General features: G+C 54.2%; 17 protein-coding genes and 4 pseudogenes. 13 read left to right on the top strand and 8 right to left on the bottom strand.

Annotation, left to right across the window (positions count from 1 at the left end):
- Window positions 1-57: 57 nt before the first annotated feature.
- The gene (locus WOA58_RS17905; RefSeq protein WP_340605660.1) at window positions 58-591 is read left to right on the top strand and encodes an Rrf2 family transcriptional regulator; all 534 of its coding nucleotides are present in this window, start codon (window positions 58-60) and stop codon (window positions 589-591) included.
- Window positions 592-1,335: 744 nt separating this feature from the next.
- Here WOA58_RS17905 and WOA58_RS17900 read toward each other — a convergent pair.
- Window positions 1,336-1,830, bottom strand: coding sequence for a DUF7344 domain-containing protein (locus tag WOA58_RS17900; RefSeq protein ID WP_340605653.1), 495 nt, complete (start codon window positions 1,828-1,830; stop codon window positions 1,336-1,338).
- Window positions 1,831-1,890: 60 nt separating this feature from the next.
- On the bottom strand, window positions 1,891-2,100 hold the full coding sequence (locus WOA58_RS17895) for a hypothetical protein (RefSeq protein WP_340605652.1): 210 nt from the start codon (window positions 2,098-2,100) through the stop codon (window positions 1,891-1,893).
- A 331-nt stretch (window positions 2,101-2,431) separates the two neighbouring features.
- On the opposite strand from WOA58_RS17895, the gene WOA58_RS17890 reads away from it, so the two are divergent.
- From WOA58_RS17890 to WOA58_RS17880, 3 genes are all read left to right on the top strand, one after another.
- The gene (locus tag WOA58_RS17890) at window positions 2,432-3,031 is read left to right on the top strand and encodes a DUF7437 domain-containing protein (RefSeq protein WP_340605651.1); all 600 of its coding nucleotides are present in this window, start codon (window positions 2,432-2,434) and stop codon (window positions 3,029-3,031) included.
- On the top strand, window positions 3,028-3,537 hold the full coding sequence (locus WOA58_RS17885; protein ID WP_340605650.1) for a hypothetical protein: 510 nt from the start codon (window positions 3,028-3,030) through the stop codon (window positions 3,535-3,537). Before WOA58_RS17890 ends, WOA58_RS17885 begins: the two co-directional genes overlap by 4 nt.
- 240 nt (window positions 3,538-3,777) lie before the next feature.
- Window positions 3,778-4,614: an SDR family NAD(P)-dependent oxidoreductase gene (locus WOA58_RS17880; protein ID WP_340605649.1), complete on the top strand. Its 837-nt coding sequence runs from the start codon at window positions 3,778-3,780 to the stop codon at window positions 4,612-4,614.
- Between the two features lie 26 nt (window positions 4,615-4,640).
- Here the strand turns inward: WOA58_RS17880 and WOA58_RS17875 are convergent, their stop codons facing one another.
- Entirely contained in the window at window positions 4,641-4,739 is a 99-nt protein-coding gene (locus WOA58_RS17875; RefSeq protein WP_340605648.1) for an RNA recognition motif domain-containing protein, read from the bottom strand.
- A gap of 215 nt (window positions 4,740-4,954) precedes the next feature.
- Between WOA58_RS17875 and WOA58_RS17870 the strand changes: the two genes are divergently transcribed.
- Window positions 4,955-6,121 carry a cytochrome P450 gene (locus WOA58_RS17870; RefSeq protein WP_340605647.1) on the top strand — a complete coding sequence of 389 codons (1,167 nt, stop codon included), beginning with the start codon at window positions 4,955-4,957 and terminating at the stop codon, window positions 6,119-6,121.
- A gap of 275 nt (window positions 6,122-6,396) precedes the next feature.
- Here WOA58_RS17870 and WOA58_RS17865 read toward each other — a convergent pair whose 3' ends face one another.
- The 4 genes from WOA58_RS17865 to WOA58_RS17850 form a co-directional block, all read right to left on the bottom strand.
- Window positions 6,397-7,626 carry a cytochrome P450 gene (locus WOA58_RS17865; protein WP_340605646.1) on the bottom strand — a complete coding sequence of 410 codons (1,230 nt, stop codon included), beginning with the start codon at window positions 7,624-7,626 and terminating at the stop codon, window positions 6,397-6,399.
- Between the two features lie 117 nt (window positions 7,627-7,743).
- Window positions 7,744-8,364, bottom strand: coding sequence for a TetR/AcrR family transcriptional regulator (locus WOA58_RS17860; protein WP_340605645.1), 621 nt, complete (start codon window positions 8,362-8,364; stop codon window positions 7,744-7,746).
- 978 nt (window positions 8,365-9,342) lie between these two features.
- Window positions 9,343-10,125, bottom strand: coding sequence for an SDR family oxidoreductase (locus WOA58_RS17855; RefSeq protein WP_340605644.1), 783 nt, complete (start codon window positions 10,123-10,125; stop codon window positions 9,343-9,345).
- 514 nt (window positions 10,126-10,639) lie between these two features.
- Window positions 10,640-11,035: a hypothetical protein gene (locus WOA58_RS17850; RefSeq protein ID WP_340605643.1), complete on the bottom strand. Its 396-nt coding sequence runs from the start codon at window positions 11,033-11,035 to the stop codon at window positions 10,640-10,642.
- A 91-nt stretch (window positions 11,036-11,126) separates the two neighbouring features.
- On the opposite strand from WOA58_RS17850, the pseudogene WOA58_RS17845 reads away from it, so the two are divergent.
- The 6 genes and pseudogenes from WOA58_RS17845 to WOA58_RS17820 form a co-directional block, all read left to right on the top strand.
- Window positions 11,127-11,390: pseudogene (locus WOA58_RS17845) on the top strand (hypothetical protein); the annotation flags it as partial.
- A 149-nt stretch (window positions 11,391-11,539) separates the two neighbouring features.
- Window positions 11,540-12,934 carry a protein adenylyltransferase SelO gene (locus WOA58_RS17840; protein ID WP_340605642.1) on the top strand — a complete coding sequence of 465 codons (1,395 nt, stop codon included), beginning with the start codon at window positions 11,540-11,542 and terminating at the stop codon, window positions 12,932-12,934.
- Window positions 12,935-13,087: 153 nt separating this feature from the next.
- Window positions 13,088-13,435 (top strand): annotated as a pseudogene (locus WOA58_RS17835) (nucleoside recognition domain-containing protein); the annotation flags it as partial.
- A gap of 10 nt (window positions 13,436-13,445) precedes the next feature.
- Entirely contained in the window at window positions 13,446-13,616 is a 171-nt protein-coding gene (locus WOA58_RS17830) for a Rossmann-fold NAD(P)-binding domain-containing protein (RefSeq protein WP_340605640.1), read from the top strand.
- On the top strand, window positions 13,555-14,160 hold the full coding sequence (locus tag WOA58_RS17825; RefSeq protein WP_340605659.1) for an SDR family NAD(P)-dependent oxidoreductase: 606 nt from the start codon (window positions 13,555-13,557) through the stop codon (window positions 14,158-14,160). Before WOA58_RS17830 ends, WOA58_RS17825 begins: the two co-directional genes overlap by 62 nt.
- Window positions 14,161-14,467: 307 nt before the next feature.
- Window positions 14,468-15,628, top strand: coding sequence for an acyl-CoA dehydrogenase family protein (locus WOA58_RS17820; RefSeq protein ID WP_340605638.1), 1,161 nt, complete (start codon window positions 14,468-14,470; stop codon window positions 15,626-15,628).
- A 231-nt stretch (window positions 15,629-15,859) separates the two neighbouring features.
- On the opposite strand, the pseudogene WOA58_RS17815 reads toward WOA58_RS17820, so the two are convergent.
- A pseudogene (locus WOA58_RS17815) lies at window positions 15,860-16,240 on the bottom strand (acyl-CoA dehydrogenase family protein); the annotation flags it as partial.
- On the opposite strand from WOA58_RS17815, the pseudogene WOA58_RS17810 reads away from it, so the two are divergent.
- Both WOA58_RS17810 and WOA58_RS17805 read left to right on the top strand, forming a co-directional pair.
- Window positions 16,241-17,473, top strand: a pseudogene (locus WOA58_RS17810) (class I adenylate-forming enzyme family protein); the annotation flags it as partial. It abuts the pseudogene before it with no gap.
- On the top strand, window positions 17,470-17,712 hold the full coding sequence (locus WOA58_RS17805) for an enoyl-CoA hydratase-related protein (protein ID WP_340605637.1): 243 nt from the start codon (window positions 17,470-17,472) through the stop codon (window positions 17,710-17,712). The pseudogene WOA58_RS17810 and the gene WOA58_RS17805, both read left to right, overlap by 4 nt.
- The last annotated feature ends 40 nt before the right edge of the window (window positions 17,713-17,752 follow it).

Raw genomic sequence — 17,752 nt, 5'->3', positions numbered from 1 at the left:
ATGTCAGCACATACTGTGTTTCCACAGTTTATTAAGAATCCTTCTTTTAACGGAGGTATGTCCGCAATCGAGCTTACAGCGAGCCAAAAGAGCATCCTCACTGCACTCGTTGACCTCCATCGGAATCGAGAGAATGCGGTGAAAGGTGACGAAATAGCCGGAGAAGTCGACCGCAATCCAGGGACGATTCGCAATCAGATGCAGAGTCTGAAAGCCCTGCAGTTAGTTGAGGGGGTCCCCGGTCCAAAAGGCGGATACAAGCCGACGGTAACAGCGTTTGAAGTGCTGGACATGGATCAATTGGACGAGCCGGCCGCGGTTTCGCTGACTCACAATGGTGAGGCCGTCGAAGATGCTAATATCCGTGAAATCGATCTCTCGAGCGTTCAGCATCCCGAACAGTGTCGCGCGGAGATTCACATTCAGGGATCCGTTCAGGACTACGAGAACGGTGATTCGATTACGGTTGGTCCAACGCCACTCTCAAAGCTTGTGGTCGGAGGAACTCTCGACGGTATCGATACGACCAACAGAATTCTCGTGGTGCAGGTTGATCGACTTGAAGCGCCTGTTGGTGAACCGGATCACTAACAGTAGAGATCGTCTCGCCTTCAGGAGATCCATAGCTCCGTAGTGTAGTCAGACGCGACGATTCTCTTCGGGGCAGGGTGATCCCAGCCCCGACAGGCAGCAGGATTACAATGGGCCACATCAGATCCCGTGCCCATGTGAGCCATCGACACTCTCCGCGAAAAAGCTACGGACTTGTTCGGCTAAACGAGAGATTGTCATCTTGACGAAGCAGAATCGGCTAAGCTGCGAATGTTGGTGAGAGGCGGGGGCTGGTATGGAATCCAGCCCACCACGGATACGGGGTACGGAGCCGCAATGTCTGAACGGCCAGTACCCGTGTCGTATACTGACACCTAGTGATTAAAAGCTACGGATGTATTCGATGATTGATAGAGGGTCGCTTCTCTACTGCACTGTTCAGTCACCGGATAGCTATCCATCGTATTAGATGCCATCTCCGTACGGACGGATAGCTGATGCATTACCCTCTATGCGAGACGCTATCTCGTAATCATAGCGTGTGTTTCCATCGAAAGCCTATCCGAAGTGGATAGGCGAAATGCCAGCACTAACCAGTAGCGATCGGTGGGGATGGATCGCCAGTAAGTGCTGCCGTTCCATACGACTTAATCCCTCTGCAGGATCGGGCCTCCCAACTCATAATAGGAGTTGGAATTCGGTATCATCACTCCTCAAAGAGGGCGACCGTCTGTTCTGCGCTCATCCGAGACACCGTCGGTAACACTGCGTCCCCCACCAACCCTAATCAAAACGCGATACGATATCGCAGGTGTAGTAGAACCGGGTATGAGACAGAGCGCTCAAGAGACCTGCTCTATAAGCAACAAGCAGTGAGCCAAGGTCTGTGATCACAACAACAGAAGCATGTCGCTCCTCAGCCTGAATTGAGTTCATCGTGCCGCACGCGAGCAGCCCACTGAGCGAGTAGGGGTTGATCAAGACAGCGTATGAGTTCATGACGAGGATCACAATCAACGATTCCGACATCACTGAGAACCGGGAGATGCCACTGATAGAGGTCTGCTGCAATGTCCTGATACAGGTCTCGAGTGAGGGGTTCTCGAGCATGGCGGCTTCGAGAGTTGCGACATCCTCAGCTAGCGTTTTAAACTCGATGGGATCTTCTAAAGAGTCGAGTAACGAATACAGCGCGAACCGTCGTCGCTTGTTGGCTAATAGTTCGAATACCGTGTCGAGTGAGAGAGATGAGTGTTGGTTCGTTGATCCATGTGCCATTAGCGGGCCTACGATAATTCGCAGGTATAACTCTGTTGTATCGTCATGAGAAGAGGGAAATCAGTAGCGGCGCTCCTCAAAAAGGTCAACAGTCCGTTCTGCGGTCATCCGGGAGAGTTCTTCAGCTTGTGCGGGATCCAAACGGACCGGTTCTTCCTCCGTATCTTCGAGCAACCCAATCAGATATGCGCCCCACGGAACAGCGCCTCGTTCTTCGTTGAGACGCTCTTTGTCGGTGCGATCGAGCGTAATAGTGGTTTGATCGCCCATGCAATTGCATACAATTTTAGCCAGTATAACACTATCGCTCGAGAGGGCGAAGAACTGATATACCGTCTACCGACCAGAAAGAAGATGGTGCCGATTAGAGGTGATAACGCTACTCCGACGGAACGACCCTTACAGCTACTGGAAATACAACTGTTCTATAGTCAACCGCTTACACGACGTTTCGCTGCTCTTTCGTCGGAAATAAGGAGTCGTACTCTTGCGGAGTTCCGGAAAGGATGTTGCCACAGCCGTACCGGCTGTCGCTTAGTCTACCGAGCTGATCAAAACACTCTTTACTGATTCGCTGTAAACTGTAATTAGAATCGAAATCATGTCACGCACTTCAAATCGGGCAAATGGTGATATTGTCCACGATTTTCTCTCAGTTGCGGGCCTTCTCGAGGATCCTCAGCTGGCTCACCTCTACACGTATTTCGATCACGAGGGAGAGGCGACCGTCCAAGATGTCATCGATGACCTCGAATTCGCCCAGGGAACAGCCTACACCTACGTCAATCGACTGGTTGATACTGGCGTTGTTAAGGTAACACAGGAACAACAGCCCCGGCGATACGCCGCCCGCGAGATTGATTTGACTGTCACGGCGGCCGATGGTGACCGCGAGTACACGATCACGCCGGCACTCATCGATGCCGTCGGACGACGTGAGGGCAATGACGATATCGACACCTACATCGACCGCCACGGTATCGCTGGCCTCGCGACGGCACTCACCTACGCCCTCGCGCGGGAACGGGGCGAGACAACCCATCGCCTGATGGCACAGGATCTCGATATCTCGCCGCTGGCTGCGGAGATCATTCTCCAAGCACTTCGGCCTGTCGTGCACGACTACTACGAGATTGAGGAGGCGGGCGCGTCGCTTGAGACGATTGGCGTCGATGAGCGCGATGCGATTGACGACGCGTGAGCCATCTCCATATTGCTGATACTGGCTTGTTCGTCGCAATGGGTCAGCCATCGAACAGCCGGTATCAAACCGTCCGGCGGTTTGCCCGCCGCAACGACATCACGTTCGTCCTCCCTGAACGAGTGTATGACGAGCTTGCCACCGACGAGCCCGATATCCGGACACTGCCCGTCGATACGGCGATCGAAGAGGGGTGGACGGCAGTCGCAGCGCCACTCGAGTTTTCTCAGTCTATCGTTTCCCGAACGATGGATGGTGTCCAGCGATACATCGCGAACGCTGACGACCGGCCAGCGGACGAGATCGAGCGGGCTGACGCCGCCCTGGCTGCGCTCGCGGCCCAATACCTCAGTACAGGCACAGCGACTGCGGTCTACATCTATACAACTGATAGTGCCGCTGGTGAAGGAGCCGAGACCGTCTTGGCCAGTAAGGGGTATGGTGATTCGGTCACGTTCGTGAACGGCTTCCGGTTCATTGAAGACTTGCTCGCAGATGATCTGTAACCGGACCAGTCCACGGGCAGCTGGTGTCAGGAGTGGATCTCTTAAGTAGGTGGCTAGAGCCGTCACCAGCCGCTCACGGGACATACCTGCGAATACCGTCCCGATATCTACGTTAAAGCTTAGAGATACTTGTTGTTGGGCGTAGAACGCCTCTATAGCTCAAAGGCTCACCGGAAATCCAAGACGACTATCATATGAGAACTCTTATTGATTGAGTAATCAATCAAAAAGGGATAACTCATGAATGGATTAGATAGGAAGACTGCCGTCGTAACGGGAGCCGCATCGGGCATTGGACGCGAATCAGCACGGCGCTTCGCGGAGGAAGGGGCGAACGTCGTCGTCACGGACGTCGACGAAGAAGGGGGCCGTAAGACGGTCGATCTCATCGAGGATGCGGGCGGTAACGCGACGTTTGTCGAAGTCGACGTCTCCGATTCCGAGTCTGTCGAACGAATGGTCGACGTCGCGGTCGACACCTACGGGAGCCTTGAGTTCGCGCACAATAACGCAGGGATTCTCACGGGATTCTCGGGAATCGAGGACATCACTGACGAACAGTGGGAGCGGATCGTCCGGATCAACCTAAAGGGCGTCTGGACGTGCATGAAGGCCGAGCTCCCAGTCATGGAGGAGCAAGGCGGCGGCGCGATCGTCAACACGGCCTCCGAGTCCGGCTTGGTCGGCATGAGCGGCCTCGCCAGTTACTCGGCCAGCAAACATGGTGTCGTCGGCTTGACGAAATCGGCCGCCCTCGAGTACGCCGATCGGGGCGTCCGTATCAATGCGATCGCGCCCGGTCCGACACGAACGAACATCCAGTCGGGCCTGTTGAGCAGAGCCAGCGAATCGCCGATACCGATGCTTGATCGGATCAGAACGGCCGTCGAACTGATCCGGATGGTAATTCAGACACGCCGGATGAATTTCGATACGTCAGCCATGCGGGACGTACCGATGGACCGCATCGCTCGACCGGAGGAGATGGCCGGCGCAGTCGCGTTCCTCTGTTCATCCGATGCCTCCTATATCACCGGCCACACGTTGCCCGTCGACGGTGGTCAGGCAGCCGACTGAGATAGCGCACACGATAGTGCCGGACGTCAGTTCCCGGTGAGCAGCTCCGCGAGATCGCCGCCGAGGTCCCTGATCGCCTTGCGAGCCTGATCGACCTCGTGGAACGTCACGAACCCGTGGGCCATATCGTTGTGGTCCCCTGTAGTCTGTGGAACCGTCGTTACCTTCCTTGGTCGGGATGTCGATCAGTTCCACGTCGTACGGTCGACCACCGCGCCGACCCTCATAGTGAATATCGGTCGTTCTGACTGCAGGGCCGACCGGGAGCACGGCAACCGAAAGACCTACGATGTTGATTAATCGATCAATTAACGTGAGCCAGCAAAATCCTGGACCTGATATGCGACCACCGGACGAACTCACCGCGGAAGAACGGCTGATGGACCCGTTTCCGTGGTACGAGACGATGCGCGAGACCGAACCCGTTCGATACGACGAGAGTCGCGACTGCTGGGACGTTTTTCGCTACGATGACGTCAAGCGGGCGCTCTCCGATTACGAGACATTCACCTCGACGGGTGCGTCGGACTTCGATCCGAACGGAAACCTGGGAACGCTCCTCATCGACGAGAACCCGCCGGAGCACGACCGGCTTCGGGGTGTCGTCGAGGAGTACTTCCAGCCAGGAAACCTCGAGGAGCTTCGCCCGTCGATTCGATCGATCGTCGACGACCGCCTCGATCGAGCACTCGAAGATGGAAGGGAGATTGATGTTATCGGCGAGCTGACCGCCCCGGTAACCGTCCTAACAATCTCCCGGCTTTTGGGTGTTCCCGAGGACGACTGGGACCTGGTCAGACAGTGGTCCGGCGCGATGACTGGCGACGAGGCTGGGCGCGATGCCATCATGGAAGGGGTGGGAAAGATGTACGAATACTTCGGTAATCTCCTCGATGAGCGTCGCCAGAATCCGGAAAGTGACTTGATCTCGGTCATCGCGGGTTCGGAAGCGGACGACGAACCGACGCTTTCGCCGTCCGAACAGCGGGCGTTCTGTGTCTTTCTCTTTCTCGCCGGCCACTCGACGACGACCCACGCCGTCGGGAACGCCCTTTGGACGCTGGAGGAAACCGGGGAGTACGAGCGACTCCGCGATGGCGAGCTCGACCGGCGGACAGTGTTCGACGAGGTTCTCCGGTATCGAGGACCGGTACAGTCGATCTCCGGGCGACGAACGGCTGAAGCGGTCGAACTAAGCGGAACGGAGATTCCCGAAGGCGAGCGGATCGTCTCCTGGATTGGGTCGGCCAATCGGGACCCCGACGTCTTCGACGATCCAGATCAGTTCTGTCCCGATCGGAGGCCGAATCGTCACATCGCGTTCGGGTTCGGTCCTCACTACTGTCTCGGTGCGCCGCTCGCGAAGCTGGAGGGGGATATCATTCTCGATGCCGTCACGGATCGCGTCGAACGACTCGAGGTCAACGAGGGTCCTTCTGAGCCCGTCGAGCTAGCGACTAGCTATGGATTCGATCGTCTCCCGATGACGTTTCATCCGCATAATTAGCTTCGATCGGGCCACGTCGGTTTTCGTTCGCCTCGCTCACACAAATGGCGGACGTCGCGCTGGCTATCACAAAGGTCGAATACGGACGCTATTCAATCGGCCACATGACCACCGTCGATCGACAGTACATGACTGTGATCTACAAGGTACCAAACAGAGAAAGGCATACACTACTCACGGACGGCTACTGAGCGGCCGAGTAACCGGTCGCCTATCACTCGGTGGCCCGAGATCTACTACGGAGATACGCGAATAGAATAACTGGCGATATCAGCCTATCTTTCTGAATGAGCGTTCATGCTCACTTCACAGGGGAGCGATTCGAGACCGTAGAGACTACTCAACGGTTGAAGATCCGAGAGATCCGCGTCCAGCCGATCAAAGCGCTCAAGCAACTGCTCTATGGCGACGTCTGCTTCCATCCGTGCGAGATGAGCACCTAAACAAAAGTGGACTCCCGTTCCGAACGCGATGTGCCGGTTGGACCCTCGCTCGGGTCGGAACTCCTCGGGATCATCGAAGACCTCCGGGTCACGGTTTGCAGCACCCAACCAGAGCGTCAGGATGTCCCCAGTCTGGATTTGTTGGCCGTTCAGTTCGACGTCCTCCGTAGCGATTCGTTTTAATGACTGGATCGGGGACCGATATCGAAGCGCCTCTTCGATGGCCTGTTCGTGATCGATCGCTCCCGTTCGAACGTCATTTGTGATTCCCTCTTCCTCGAACGACCAGATCGTGTTAGTGAGGAGGTTCGTCGTTGTGATGTTGCCTGCGAGAAGAAGGAGGATGCAGAACCCGACCTTTTCGCCTCTGGATAGCTCCTCTGCGTTCGCTGCGAGCGTAACGAGGTCATCGCCGTCACCCCCCTGGCGCTCTTCCAATAACTTCGCGAAGTACCTGCCCATTTCCTGTTGGGCCTGTTGCTGTCCTTGCTGGACCCGTTGTATCTCCTCTTGTGTGTCGTCTTCGGGCCGTGCAACGAGTGCATCCGACCATTCCTTGAACTGCTCGCGGCGGTCAGCGGGAATCCCCAGCAGCTCGGCGATGACGATGACCGGAACCGGAATTGCGAACTCGTCGACAAAATCGAACTGCTGCTTGTTTTCGAGGTCATCCAGCAACTCCGCTGTTACCTTCTCTACTTGGGGCTGGTACTCCCGTATCGCTCCCGGCTGGAACCGTTCGTCGATAAATCCCCGCAGGCGGTTGTGTTCCGGTGGGCCTGTTGTGATCATCGTCTGCAACATCGGCATCTCATCACTACCGCCATTTGAGGATTCATCGGCCTCCAGTGTGCGATTAGCTGTGAACGCATCATGATCTTTGAGAACGTGGTTTACGTCTTCGTATCGGAACACGTCCCATGTTTCCCGTCGTTCGTCGTAACAAACGGGAGTTTCCTGACGCATCTCAGCGTACCATTCGAACGGCGAGAGCTGCCTGTCGCGGCTTCGAATGGCTTCCGGTGCCTGACCCACTCCAACGACTGATCCAGATGACTGCATACGTTAATTGATCGATTAATCAATATGGGTCTTTTGGTACCGTCGTGGGCTAATGGCACTGTAATGGGAAGAAGACGTGAAGCGATCGTCGAAACTATAGCAGCAGCAGCCTTGTGACTAACTCTCTACTGAAATATCGTCTATCACACGATCGATAATCATTTGACCACGCTCGGTGACGGCATCTCGGTTCGTCGTCGTACGAGTGTGGATCGTTTGTTTGAGCAGAAAGAGAAGATGATCTGCTGTCTGCTCCGGTTCCACTGGTTGGAACTGCTCGAGTTCGATGCCGGCACGGAGTATCTGAATGACCGTTTCTCTGAGTCGACTTTCCACTCGTGTAGTTTCTGCTCGGAATTCGTCATCCCACGTCGCATGGGCCCATAGTTCGACGAATACTCGCGAAACTCCCTGTTGGATATCGGCTGGTGGGGAGAACATGACCTGTTCGATTTGCTCTGGTTGAGGAGAGAGAACTTGATCAATGAACTCTCGTAGTTCTGCTTCTGGGTCAGTAATCGGCTGCTCAGCTCGTTGACCGACGAAAATCTCGACAAAGACATCAAGCATTGAAAGCAGGAGTTCGTCTTTGCTATCGAAATAATGGTATATCAGGGATGGATTTTGACCGAGTTCGTCACCAATATCTTTGATCGAGAGATCCGCGTACCCGTGCGTAGTGAGCGCACGGAAGGCAGCTTCTCTAATGCGTTGTTTAGTCTCAGGATAGCTACTCATCGTATCGACAGTATGTAGAGCAATGGTTCATAAGCCTCTCTTTACGATCAGTGAGGGAAAATTCCTCTAAGTGGTACCAGCAGGCTCTGAATTAGAAAGTAGAAATACTAGACTCGACGGCCGTGTTCGTGTGAGAGAGATTGTGCCCTGTTAGAGAGGTGATCCGCACCCACGGGAGCTAACGGCCAGAGAGACCACTCCTCTGTAAATTCTGCTTGTCGCTTTCTTTACTGGTATCGGCGACTCATATGAGCACAGCGCCTTCACAAGGCCCTATACTATATTCAAGATATTGTCACTCCATGCCCAGAGAGTCTGAAGGCAGATCCACAGTGCCAGCCAGCAACCAAGAACCAAACTAAGCAACCATGTGGAATCGAGAGCACTGACTGGTTCTCCTGCAATAGCAGAACCCGGGAACAGTACGGTCACCAACGTAGCCGTAATCACGAGGCTGATGACTGCAAATCCGTAGTCTCTAAGCGGATTATCGTCGCCTTCCCCGTCTTGATGAGGAGCTACTTGTTCTCCACGATCGGTTGATGGGGGAATGGGTTTGCTCATCCCTATATACTGGTCGATAATTATCGTTCCCTATAGTTAAATGTTATCATGGAACATTAAAAGAGCCCTCCTCTCCCTGGACAACTGTTGTCGAGAGTGAGATTTTCTAAGAGGGTCCCTGGCTGGAACCGTCACCAGCCGTTCACGGGACGTACCTGCGTCCTCACGTTGTTGGCGCCGGTTGTGGCGACGCGGGGCCACCGTCTGAGTTCTTCGAAGGGTCCCGGATGTGGGATCAGAAGATTCGCAAGACAATCCCCGCGCCCGAAGTGACATCGCCCGCCCTCGCCGATCGGAAAGACCTCGAGGACCCCTATGAACCCGTCCACGTCTCGGGCCATGAGTGAGTTAAGCGAGGCGAATCTATCAGCTCATCTGAGAATTATTCAATAATCTATAGGTCTGTGATAGTTGCTATTGAGTGTTCGTCATTCCGCCATCGACGACAAATGATATAGCGGTGACGTAACTGGCGAGGTCGCTCGCCAGCAAAACGGCCGCGTCGGCGACGTCCTCGGGCTGGCCGTTTCGGCGCAAGGGGACCGTTTCGAGGAACTGTTCGCCGAGCTCAGCCCCGACGATGGGCACGTCCTCGGATGTCATCGTCGTCTCGATGATCCCGGGGTGAATCCCGTTCACACGAATATTGTTTGGGCCCAGCGCGCTAGCTAGTGAGTAGGTGAGAAGTCGAACGGCCCCTTTCGAGGTGCAGTAAGTCGGATATTCCCCGCTTCCTTCGAGGCCTGCAACGCTCGATATATTGATGATCGATCCGCCGCGATCGCGTTCGACCATCCGTTTGGCGGCGGCCTGCGCGCCGAAGAACACGCCTTTCGCGTTAATATCCATTAGCTGGTCGTACTCGTCTTCGGTCACATCGAGGAAGTCCTCGTCACGGAATATGCCAGCGTTGTTCACCATCACTTCGACACCGCCGAACTCTTCGGCGGCCTCGACTGCTTCTTCGAGGTCGTCGGTGTTCGTCACGTCACATTCAACATAAGTCGCATCAGCAGTAGTATCCGTCTCGCTAGCGATTTTCTCATGGGTTGGCGTGCCGCCCTCTCTAGGTTCGGGCTGGATGTCCGCTACGACGACATCCGCGCCATGGCATGCGAATGCAAGGGAGATCTGCCGTCCGTTTCCGCTTGCAGCACCCGTCACGACTGCTGTCTTGTCTGTTAATAACTCTGCCATGCTATAACCTACCACTGATCTGTGCATAAAAGTAACTTATTTTAAGTTATGTGATGTATTATAGATCAAAACTATTAATTAAAAGTAGCCCTGCCGGTCCCCCGTCAATGGTGATTCACGATCTCACCGACATCTGGCGATTATAGACACTCAGAGTAGAATACATATCTCTATCATCTATTGATATGACCTCGGAAACCTCTCCGAATCGGAGAGGTCACAGCTTCAACTGGGTCGGGGTACTGGGCCGACTGGCAGGCTATGGCACGCGCTCGCACACAAAATAGCTATCGGAGGCTGTCCTGAGCGGCCGCTGTGTTCGTCGACCTTGTGCGGGCCCGTTAGGCATAACGCGCCAAGACAGGGGGTCAGCCGTCCGGGTTAGCGGCCAGCTGAGGGCCTGTGAGAGAAGCCCTGAGAAAAGCGGGGCTGTCGTCCAGTGGTGTCAACGGCATTTAATTATACGCTCCTGCCGAACTAGAAAGTTCCGCCGGGAGGGGTGCCTGCGGGCGCGTCAGTCGTCGATCGACGCGGTATCGAGCTCGATCGGCTCGACGACATCCGGCGGGCAAAGGACGTCCTCGCCGCTCTCGAGCTCGGCATACTGCAGCCATCCGTTTCGGAATCGGTACTCGCTTGCGACCGCGCGGTCGTCGATGTCGGGACGAGCGCCCTCGACGAAGTGAATCAGGTGCTCGAGATCGTCGCCGGTCGGCCCGGTGACTGCACTGGGCCCCTGGGCGACGAAATCGAGGGTGATGAATCGGATCGCGTGAGCCGGCTCTGAGTAGATGCTCGCGTCACCGCTCAGTCGGATCGTCACCCAGCGCCCCGACTCGACGATCTCGAGGATGTCAGCAGCAACGCTGGTCCCGGGCTCGTCGCGAGTATAATGAACTCGGTGGGCCATTATAGACCACCTGCGAGGGCGCCACCGATAACAATGGCGCCGGCAACGAGCACGATCATAGTGAGGACACCGACGACGAACCAGCCAGCGAGCCAGCGACCACAATATTCGACCACTTATCAAGCATCGTGAGTTCACCTCACTCCACAAAGCGTGGAATGCACGGCTGGACAGCGATCTCTACCATCGGCGGAACATGAACGAAACAGTCAACGCAGCGATCAAACAGAAATTCGGTGCATTCGTGCGGTCACGCCTCTGGTGGAAGCAGTTCCAGGAACTCGTCATCAAGTGTGTCGTTCACAACCTCGAACGAGAGCTCGCTATTGCATCCGAGGAGGGCGAATGTAAGTGATTCCGAGAGGAACGGGCTGCTGAATATAGAGGGTGAATCTCGCAACCGCGAGCTACTCATTTCAGCGAGCGCGTCAGCGCGAGCAGGGTATGGTAGTTCACAAGGAATAGCTTATTAAAATAGAGCCAATAGACATTATGTGATAACAAATGCCCCTTTCCTTTGACACGACCTACAAAAATTTGGACACTAAACTCTATTCGAGAGTGAAGCCAAAAGACATCGATAATCCGGAGGTTTTAGTTCTCAATGAAGGTCTGTGTCATGATCTTGGATTACATAAAGAGGAATTAAATAGTCAGATTCTTTCAGGACAGGAACTTCTAGAAGAACCGATTGCTCAAGCATATGCAGGACATCAATTTGGACGTTTTACTGTACTTGGCGACGGAAGAGCGATGATACTAGGCGAACATGTACACGATGGCAGTAGACATGATATTCAGTTGAAAGGATCTGGTAGAACCCCTTACTCAAGAAGAGGCGATGGGAACGCAACTGTTAGCTCCATGCTCAGAGAGTATATTTATTCATATGCGATGGAAAATCTTGGCATAAAAACATCTAGAAGTCTAGCAGTAATCGAAACGGAAAACTTAGTTCGGAGACGTAGAACAGAACCTGGAGCCATCCTTGTAAGAGTGATGGAAAGCCATATTAGATACGGTACTTTCCAATATGTTGCAAGCCAAGCACCCGGAGAACTAGAGGAATTCACTGATTATGTGATCGACAGGCACTATCCTCATCTGAATAACAAGAGTAAAAAATACGTAGACTTTTTTGATGAAGTTATGCGATCTTCTATAGATATGGTTGTTGATTGGATGCGTGTAGGATTTATACATGGTGTGATGAATACAGACAACATGAGTATAGATGGGGAAACATTTGATTACGGACCATGTGCATTCATGAATTATTACGACGAAGATACTGTCTTCAGTTCGGTAGATAAAAGAGGTAGATATTCTTTCGGGAGTCAAAAAGAGATGTTGCAATGGAATCTTACACGCTTCGCAGAATCTCTACAACCGCTTTTTGAAGAATCATCTTACGCTTTTGATGAACTAAAAGCCAAGCTAGACAGTTTCGATGAAACATTCGATGAAAAATACTACAATATGATGAGCAGGAAACTAGGGATTAAATCAGACGGAGAGAAAAAAATAGTAAATAAATTTTTAGACTGGCTTCGTGATTCTAGAGCAGACTATACGAATACATTCATAGAATTAGAAAACCCTGGCTCTTTTGATGATCCAGTCTATTCATCTGAAGGTTTCAAACATATTTGGAACGAATTAGCTGATGCCGGTCTAGATAAGAGGATAATGAAGAAAACCAATCCCCGCTACATCCCCCGCAACTACTTGATAGAAGAGGCACTAAATGAGTATCTGAAAAAAGAGAATCTATCTAAATTCAAGCGTTTATTAGATAGATTGGAAAACCCATATGAATCGAAAGATGCGAATTCACAATTCCAACAACCGCCTCCAGAAGAATTCGACTCAGAGTATACAACTTACTGCAACACTTAACAAATTTTATTGATATTTTAGTATCAAAAGTCATTTTATCGGATTCACTAAATACACAGAGGGCGTTAGTAAAGCGGTTATTCCTAGAAAGACCACAGTAGTCGGTGGTCGTTTTCGGGAGCCTCCCTACTCCCGGAGACCGTCGACGCGGGCGACCGACTGGGCGTGATCGACGCGATGGGGGCGGTGCTGGGTCCGGCGATGAGTCTCTTTAATCTCCCTGCTGACGCCGCCCTCACTGTCGTTCTCGCCTCGATCCGAAAGGACGGGATCGCGCTGCTGACTGCCGACGGCGCGTCGACGGCCGCCGCGCTGTCGCCCGTCCAGGTGCTCGCTGTCGTCTATCTCGCTGGCGTCCTGCTGCCGTGTCTGGTGACCGCCTTTACTGTCGCCCGCGAGGTCTCTGCTCGCTGGGCGTTGAAAATGATGGCCCGCCAGGCGGTTGCCGCAGTCGCCTTTGCGGTCATGATCGCCTGGAGCGGTACGCTGCTGTTCGGCTAACGTCCGGACGATGACCGACACTGAAGTAACGATCATCGGCGGTGGGGTCCACGGGACCCACCTGGCGATCCGGCTGTTGAACGCCGGCATCGTCGACCGCCAGCGCCTCCGAATTCTCGATCCCAACGGGCTGCAAGACACTGTTCAATCCACAGGATGTTACGGATCAAGACGGCATTAAACGACTATTTGATGAGGTCGAGAGCCAAATTGGCGATGTCGACATCTTAGTGAATAATGCAGGTGTGAATCCATACTTTGGGAATACGGCTGATTTAGATATAGAAACATGGGAGCAGATCTTCACTGTTAACGTTCAAGGTACATTTACTTGCGCGCAACAATTTGGACAACGAATTTTGGAACGAGGGGGAGACGGATCTTTGATTAATATCTCTAGCGTTGGTGGTGTTGTTGCGCTCCCGTATCAGACACCCTATACGGCATCCAAGCATGCCATTGTCGGACTGACGAAATGCTTAGCTGTCGAGTGGGCACCTGATATTCGAGTAAATGCGCTCGCACCGGGGTACGTAAAGACTGCATTCACGGAGGGCGTCCGGGAAAACGAGGACATTCGAAAGGACATCTTGGCTGACATCCCGCAGGAGCGGTTCGCCGAACCCGAAGAAATCGCTGCAAGCGCGGTTTACCTTGCGAGCGACGCAGCGGCCTATGTTACTGGAGAAATCCACCTTGCAGATGGGGGCATAGCAGCCAAGTAGCACGCTGAAGTAGTACAGAAAAGTTAAAACCATATCATACTTCATTTCACCAATAGGATAGTAACCAACGATAATTTGAGAGGATTATATATTACCGATGTACAAAATTTTATCATCTTACCTCTCTATTGGTTATAGAGATCCGTGAATATTCCAGTAATAGAAACAGCTAGTAGCAGTACTACTAACCTTAGTAGGTCGGGGTTCGTGACCGAGTATCAGCAGAGAGCTTGGAGAGCGGGTTATTCATTTGGCCATTGTAAGCAAAACAGTGCTGTAAGAGCGCTTGTAGGATGGTGAGATAGTCATGGAGTTGTTAGACGAGTCAATCATACCGGAGCATGCTCACCAAGTGAAACGAGAGGCACGAAAATTTGCCCGAGAGTATATTGCTCCAAATGCGGAGGAGTACTTTAGAACTGGAGACTATCCGTGGGAGATTTTAGAGGCAGGTCGTGACGCAGATCTGGTCGCTCAAGATATTGGCGAGGATTATGGAGGTCGTGGGTTTGATGTCATGGAGATGCTGGCACTTGTGGAGGAATTTTTCCGAGCAGATCCGGGTATCGGACTTACGTTACGGTTAGCGAGTTTCGGCGGTGAGCTTGTTGAGAGACATGGAACCGATGCTCAACACGAAGAGTATCTTCGCCCAGTCGCGAACGGGGATCAAATTACTGGACTTGCGATATCGGAACCCGATACGGGCAGTGACCTCGCAGGAATGACCACTCACGCTGAAAAGGACGGCGACGAGTGGGTGCTGAATGGCGAGAAATACTGGGTGGGTAACGCGGTTGAGGCTGATTGGCTGACAGTATATGCGAAAACGGACGACTCGGACCATCGGTATTCGAATTACTCGCTGTTCATCGTGCCAACCGATGCCGACGGCTACGAAGCCGAGCATATTCCGGAGAAAATGGCTTTTCGTGCGAGCAAGCAGGGCCACATCATCTTCGAGAACTGCAGAATACCCGAGCAGAACCTCCTTGGCACCGAAAATGATGGGTTTTACATGCTTGTCGATTTCTTTAACAAAGAACGCGTCATCGTCGGTGGTCATGGCCTGGGGATCGCTGCCGCAGCCGTGGAAGAGACCTGGAAATTCGTCCACGACCGTGAGGCGTTCGAGAAGAAGATAAGCGATTTCCAGGCTGTTCAGCATGAACTTGCGGATATGCGTATCGACTTTGAGAGTGCTCGTGCACTGAACTGGCGAGCTGCCGACAAAGCAATAGAGGGTGAGAGAACGAGTCTATGGGGTTCCCTCGTGAAAACCAACTCTACTGAGACGGCGGTAGACTGTGCCGAGCGCGGGATGCAGTTGCATGGTGGACGATCAATATTTACCAACCGCCGAATCGCTCGTGTTTATCGGGACTGCCGAATCCCTGTTATCTATGAAGGAGCAAACGAGATCCAGCGAAATCTGATCTATAGTCAGCAAGCGAAATTCGAAGAGTAGCCGTAGTCCAGTGCGGCCAAAAGATCACGAAATCGCTCGGTAGTTCCCATTTTGAGACGACGTCGACCATATCAAGAATGACAACGATACCTTGCAAACCGATTCATGACCACCAAAACAGCAATGTGGAGGATTGGAGGCGATCCTCTGATTGGAGCGTGAATATCCGAACTTTACCGGTAGTTGTACAGCCAGTTACGCACTGAAGACGGTCTTGCAGGGTGGTTACGTTTACTCGAACGCGGAGAGGCCAGTGAGGTCCTGACCCAGGATCAGCGTGTGGATGTCGTGGGTCCCCTCGTAGGTGTAGACCGTCTCCATGTTGGCCATGTGGCGCATCGGGGAGTATTCATCGGTGATTCCGTTGCCTCCAAGCATCTCGCGGGCGACCCGCGACTGATCGCGAGCCATCTCGACGTTGTTGCGTTTGGCCATCGAGACCTGCTGAGGGCGCAGCTCGCCGCGTTCCTTCAGCTCCGCGAGCCGATGGGCAAGCAATTGGCTCGTCGTGATCTCCGTGGCCATCTCCGCGAGCTTGCCCTGCTGGAGCTGGAAGCTCCCGATGGGTTTGTCGAACTGCTCGCGGTCGGTCGCGTACTCGCGGGCCTGCTCGAGGTTGAGGACGATACCAAGGTTGAACAGATCGTATCGATCGGCGGGACAGCGGAAATCGCCACCCCCTTTAAGGAATTCCTCGCCAATGACGAACTTGACGTCGTCGACCGGGCCGACGACGACGACGCCGTTCAACTGTATACATCGGGGACGACTGGCCAGCCCAAAGGAGTGCAATTGACTCACGAGAACCTCGCGACGAATGCCGAGGCGTCGGTGGCGGTGGTACCCAACGGGATCGGAGTCGACGACAGACAGATCGGCGTCTTGCCGTTCTTTCACATCTACGGAATGACAATAACGATGAATGCGACGCTGTTCAACGGCGGGGCGTTCTACCCGCTTCCCTCCTGGGACGCGGGGGAGGCGACCTCGCTGATCGCCGAGGAGGAGCTCACCCTGATGCACGGCGTGCCCGCGATGTACAACGACGTGATCAACCAGCCCGACGCCGAGGAGTTCGACCTCTCCTCGCTGCGGCTCGCGGGGGTGGGCGGATCGGGCATCCCGATCGAGGTGCTGCGGCGCTTCGAGGAGCTCTACGACGTGACCGTCTGTGAGGGCTACGGGCTGACCGAGACCGCACCGGTCACCCACTTCAACAGCCCGAACGATCGGCGGGTCGGCTCGATCGGCCGGACCCTACCGGGGATCGAGTCGCGGATCGTCACCGACGGCTTCGAGGACGTCCCGCCCGTCGAGCGCGGGCCCGTCGATGAGGGGGAGGTTGACCTCGACGAGATCACCGGCGAACTCGTCATCGCGGGGCCGAACGTGATGAAGGGGTACTACGGCCTGCCCGAGGCCAATGAGAGGACGTTCACGGAGGCCGATGGGCGACGATGGTTCCACACCGGTGACATCGGCTACCACGACGAGGATGGCTTTTACTACGTCGTTGACCGCGAGAAGCACATGATTGTCACTGCAGGCTACAACGTTTACCCACGCGAGGTCGAGGAGCTGTTGTTCGAACACGAGGCTGTTGCGGACGCTACTGTTGTCGGGATCCCCGACGGTCGTCGGGGCGAGACGATCAAGGCCTACATCGTCCCGACGCCGGATGCCAACGTGAGCGCCGAGGAAATCAAGGAGTACTGCCTGTCGAGCCTCGCGGAGTACAAACACCCCCGCGAGGTCGAGTTCGTCGAGGAGCTGCCCCGCACCACGACCGGCAAGGTCCAGAAGTTCAAGCTCCGCGAGCAAGAGACAGAGGCCGCGGACGAATGATCGACAGCGACGCCGTTCGGTTGACACTCGACGACGGGATGGTAACGGTCACGATTGACCGACCCAACCGGAGGAACGCCCTCTCACGGGAGGTGAGCGACGGTCTGCGCGAGGCGCTCGCGACGGTTAAGGATCACGAGGCACGCTGTCTCGTCGTCGAGGGCGCCGGCGGCGCCTTCTCGGCGGGCGGAGACATCGCCGCGATGCGCGAGGGGATCGAGGGCGAGGAGCCGCTCTGAGGAGATCGACCTTCGCCGTCCTAGATAGTTATTAATGATC

It is taken from the genome of Halalkalicoccus tibetensis (assembly GCF_037996645.1).
Lineage (GTDB): Archaea > Halobacteriota > Halobacteria > Halobacteriales > Halalkalicoccaceae > Halalkalicoccus > Halalkalicoccus tibetensis.
The sequence above is the reverse complement of the archived record's forward strand: the minus strand, read 5'-3'. Positions and strand labels throughout refer to the sequence as shown.

Bases quoted from the DNA above. Each gene is read 5' to 3' on its own strand.
- WOA58_RS17865 (WP_340605646.1), bottom strand. From the start codon at position 7,626: ATGCAGTCATCTGGATCAGTCGTTGGAGTGGGTCAGGCACCGGAAGCC.
- WOA58_RS17840 (WP_340605642.1), top strand. From the start codon at position 11,540: ATGCCCCTTTCCTTTGACACGACCTACAAAAATTTGGACACTAAACTC.
- WOA58_RS17900 (WP_340605653.1), bottom strand. From the start codon at position 1,830: ATGGCACATGGATCAACGAACCAACACTCATCTCTCTCACTCGACACG.
- WOA58_RS17905 (WP_340605660.1), top strand. From the start codon at position 58: ATGTCCGCAATCGAGCTTACAGCGAGCCAAAAGAGCATCCTCACTGCA.
- WOA58_RS17850 (WP_340605643.1), bottom strand. From the start codon at position 11,035: ATGGCCCACCGAGTTCATTATACTCGCGACGAGCCCGGGACCAGCGTT.
- WOA58_RS17880 (WP_340605649.1), top strand. From the start codon at position 3,778: ATGAATGGATTAGATAGGAAGACTGCCGTCGTAACGGGAGCCGCATCG.
- WOA58_RS17890 (WP_340605651.1), top strand. From the start codon at position 2,432: ATGTCACGCACTTCAAATCGGGCAAATGGTGATATTGTCCACGATTTT.
- WOA58_RS17820 (WP_340605638.1), top strand. From the start codon at position 14,468: ATGGAGTTGTTAGACGAGTCAATCATACCGGAGCATGCTCACCAAGTG.
- WOA58_RS17860 (WP_340605645.1), bottom strand. From the start codon at position 8,364: ATGAGTAGCTATCCTGAGACTAAACAACGCATTAGAGAAGCTGCCTTC.
- WOA58_RS17805 (WP_340605637.1), top strand. From the start codon at position 17,470: ATGATCGACAGCGACGCCGTTCGGTTGACACTCGACGACGGGATGGTA.
- WOA58_RS17830 (WP_340605640.1), top strand. From the start codon at position 13,446: ATGACCGACACTGAAGTAACGATCATCGGCGGTGGGGTCCACGGGACC.
- WOA58_RS17875 (WP_340605648.1), bottom strand. From the start codon at position 4,739: ATGGCCCACGGGTTCGTGACGTTCCACGAGGTCGATCAGGCTCGCAAG.
- WOA58_RS17870 (WP_340605647.1), top strand. From the start codon at position 4,955: ATGCGACCACCGGACGAACTCACCGCGGAAGAACGGCTGATGGACCCG.
- WOA58_RS17855 (WP_340605644.1), bottom strand. From the start codon at position 10,125: ATGGCAGAGTTATTAACAGACAAGACAGCAGTCGTGACGGGTGCTGCA.
- WOA58_RS17895 (WP_340605652.1), bottom strand. From the start codon at position 2,100: ATGGGCGATCAAACCACTATTACGCTCGATCGCACCGACAAAGAGCGT.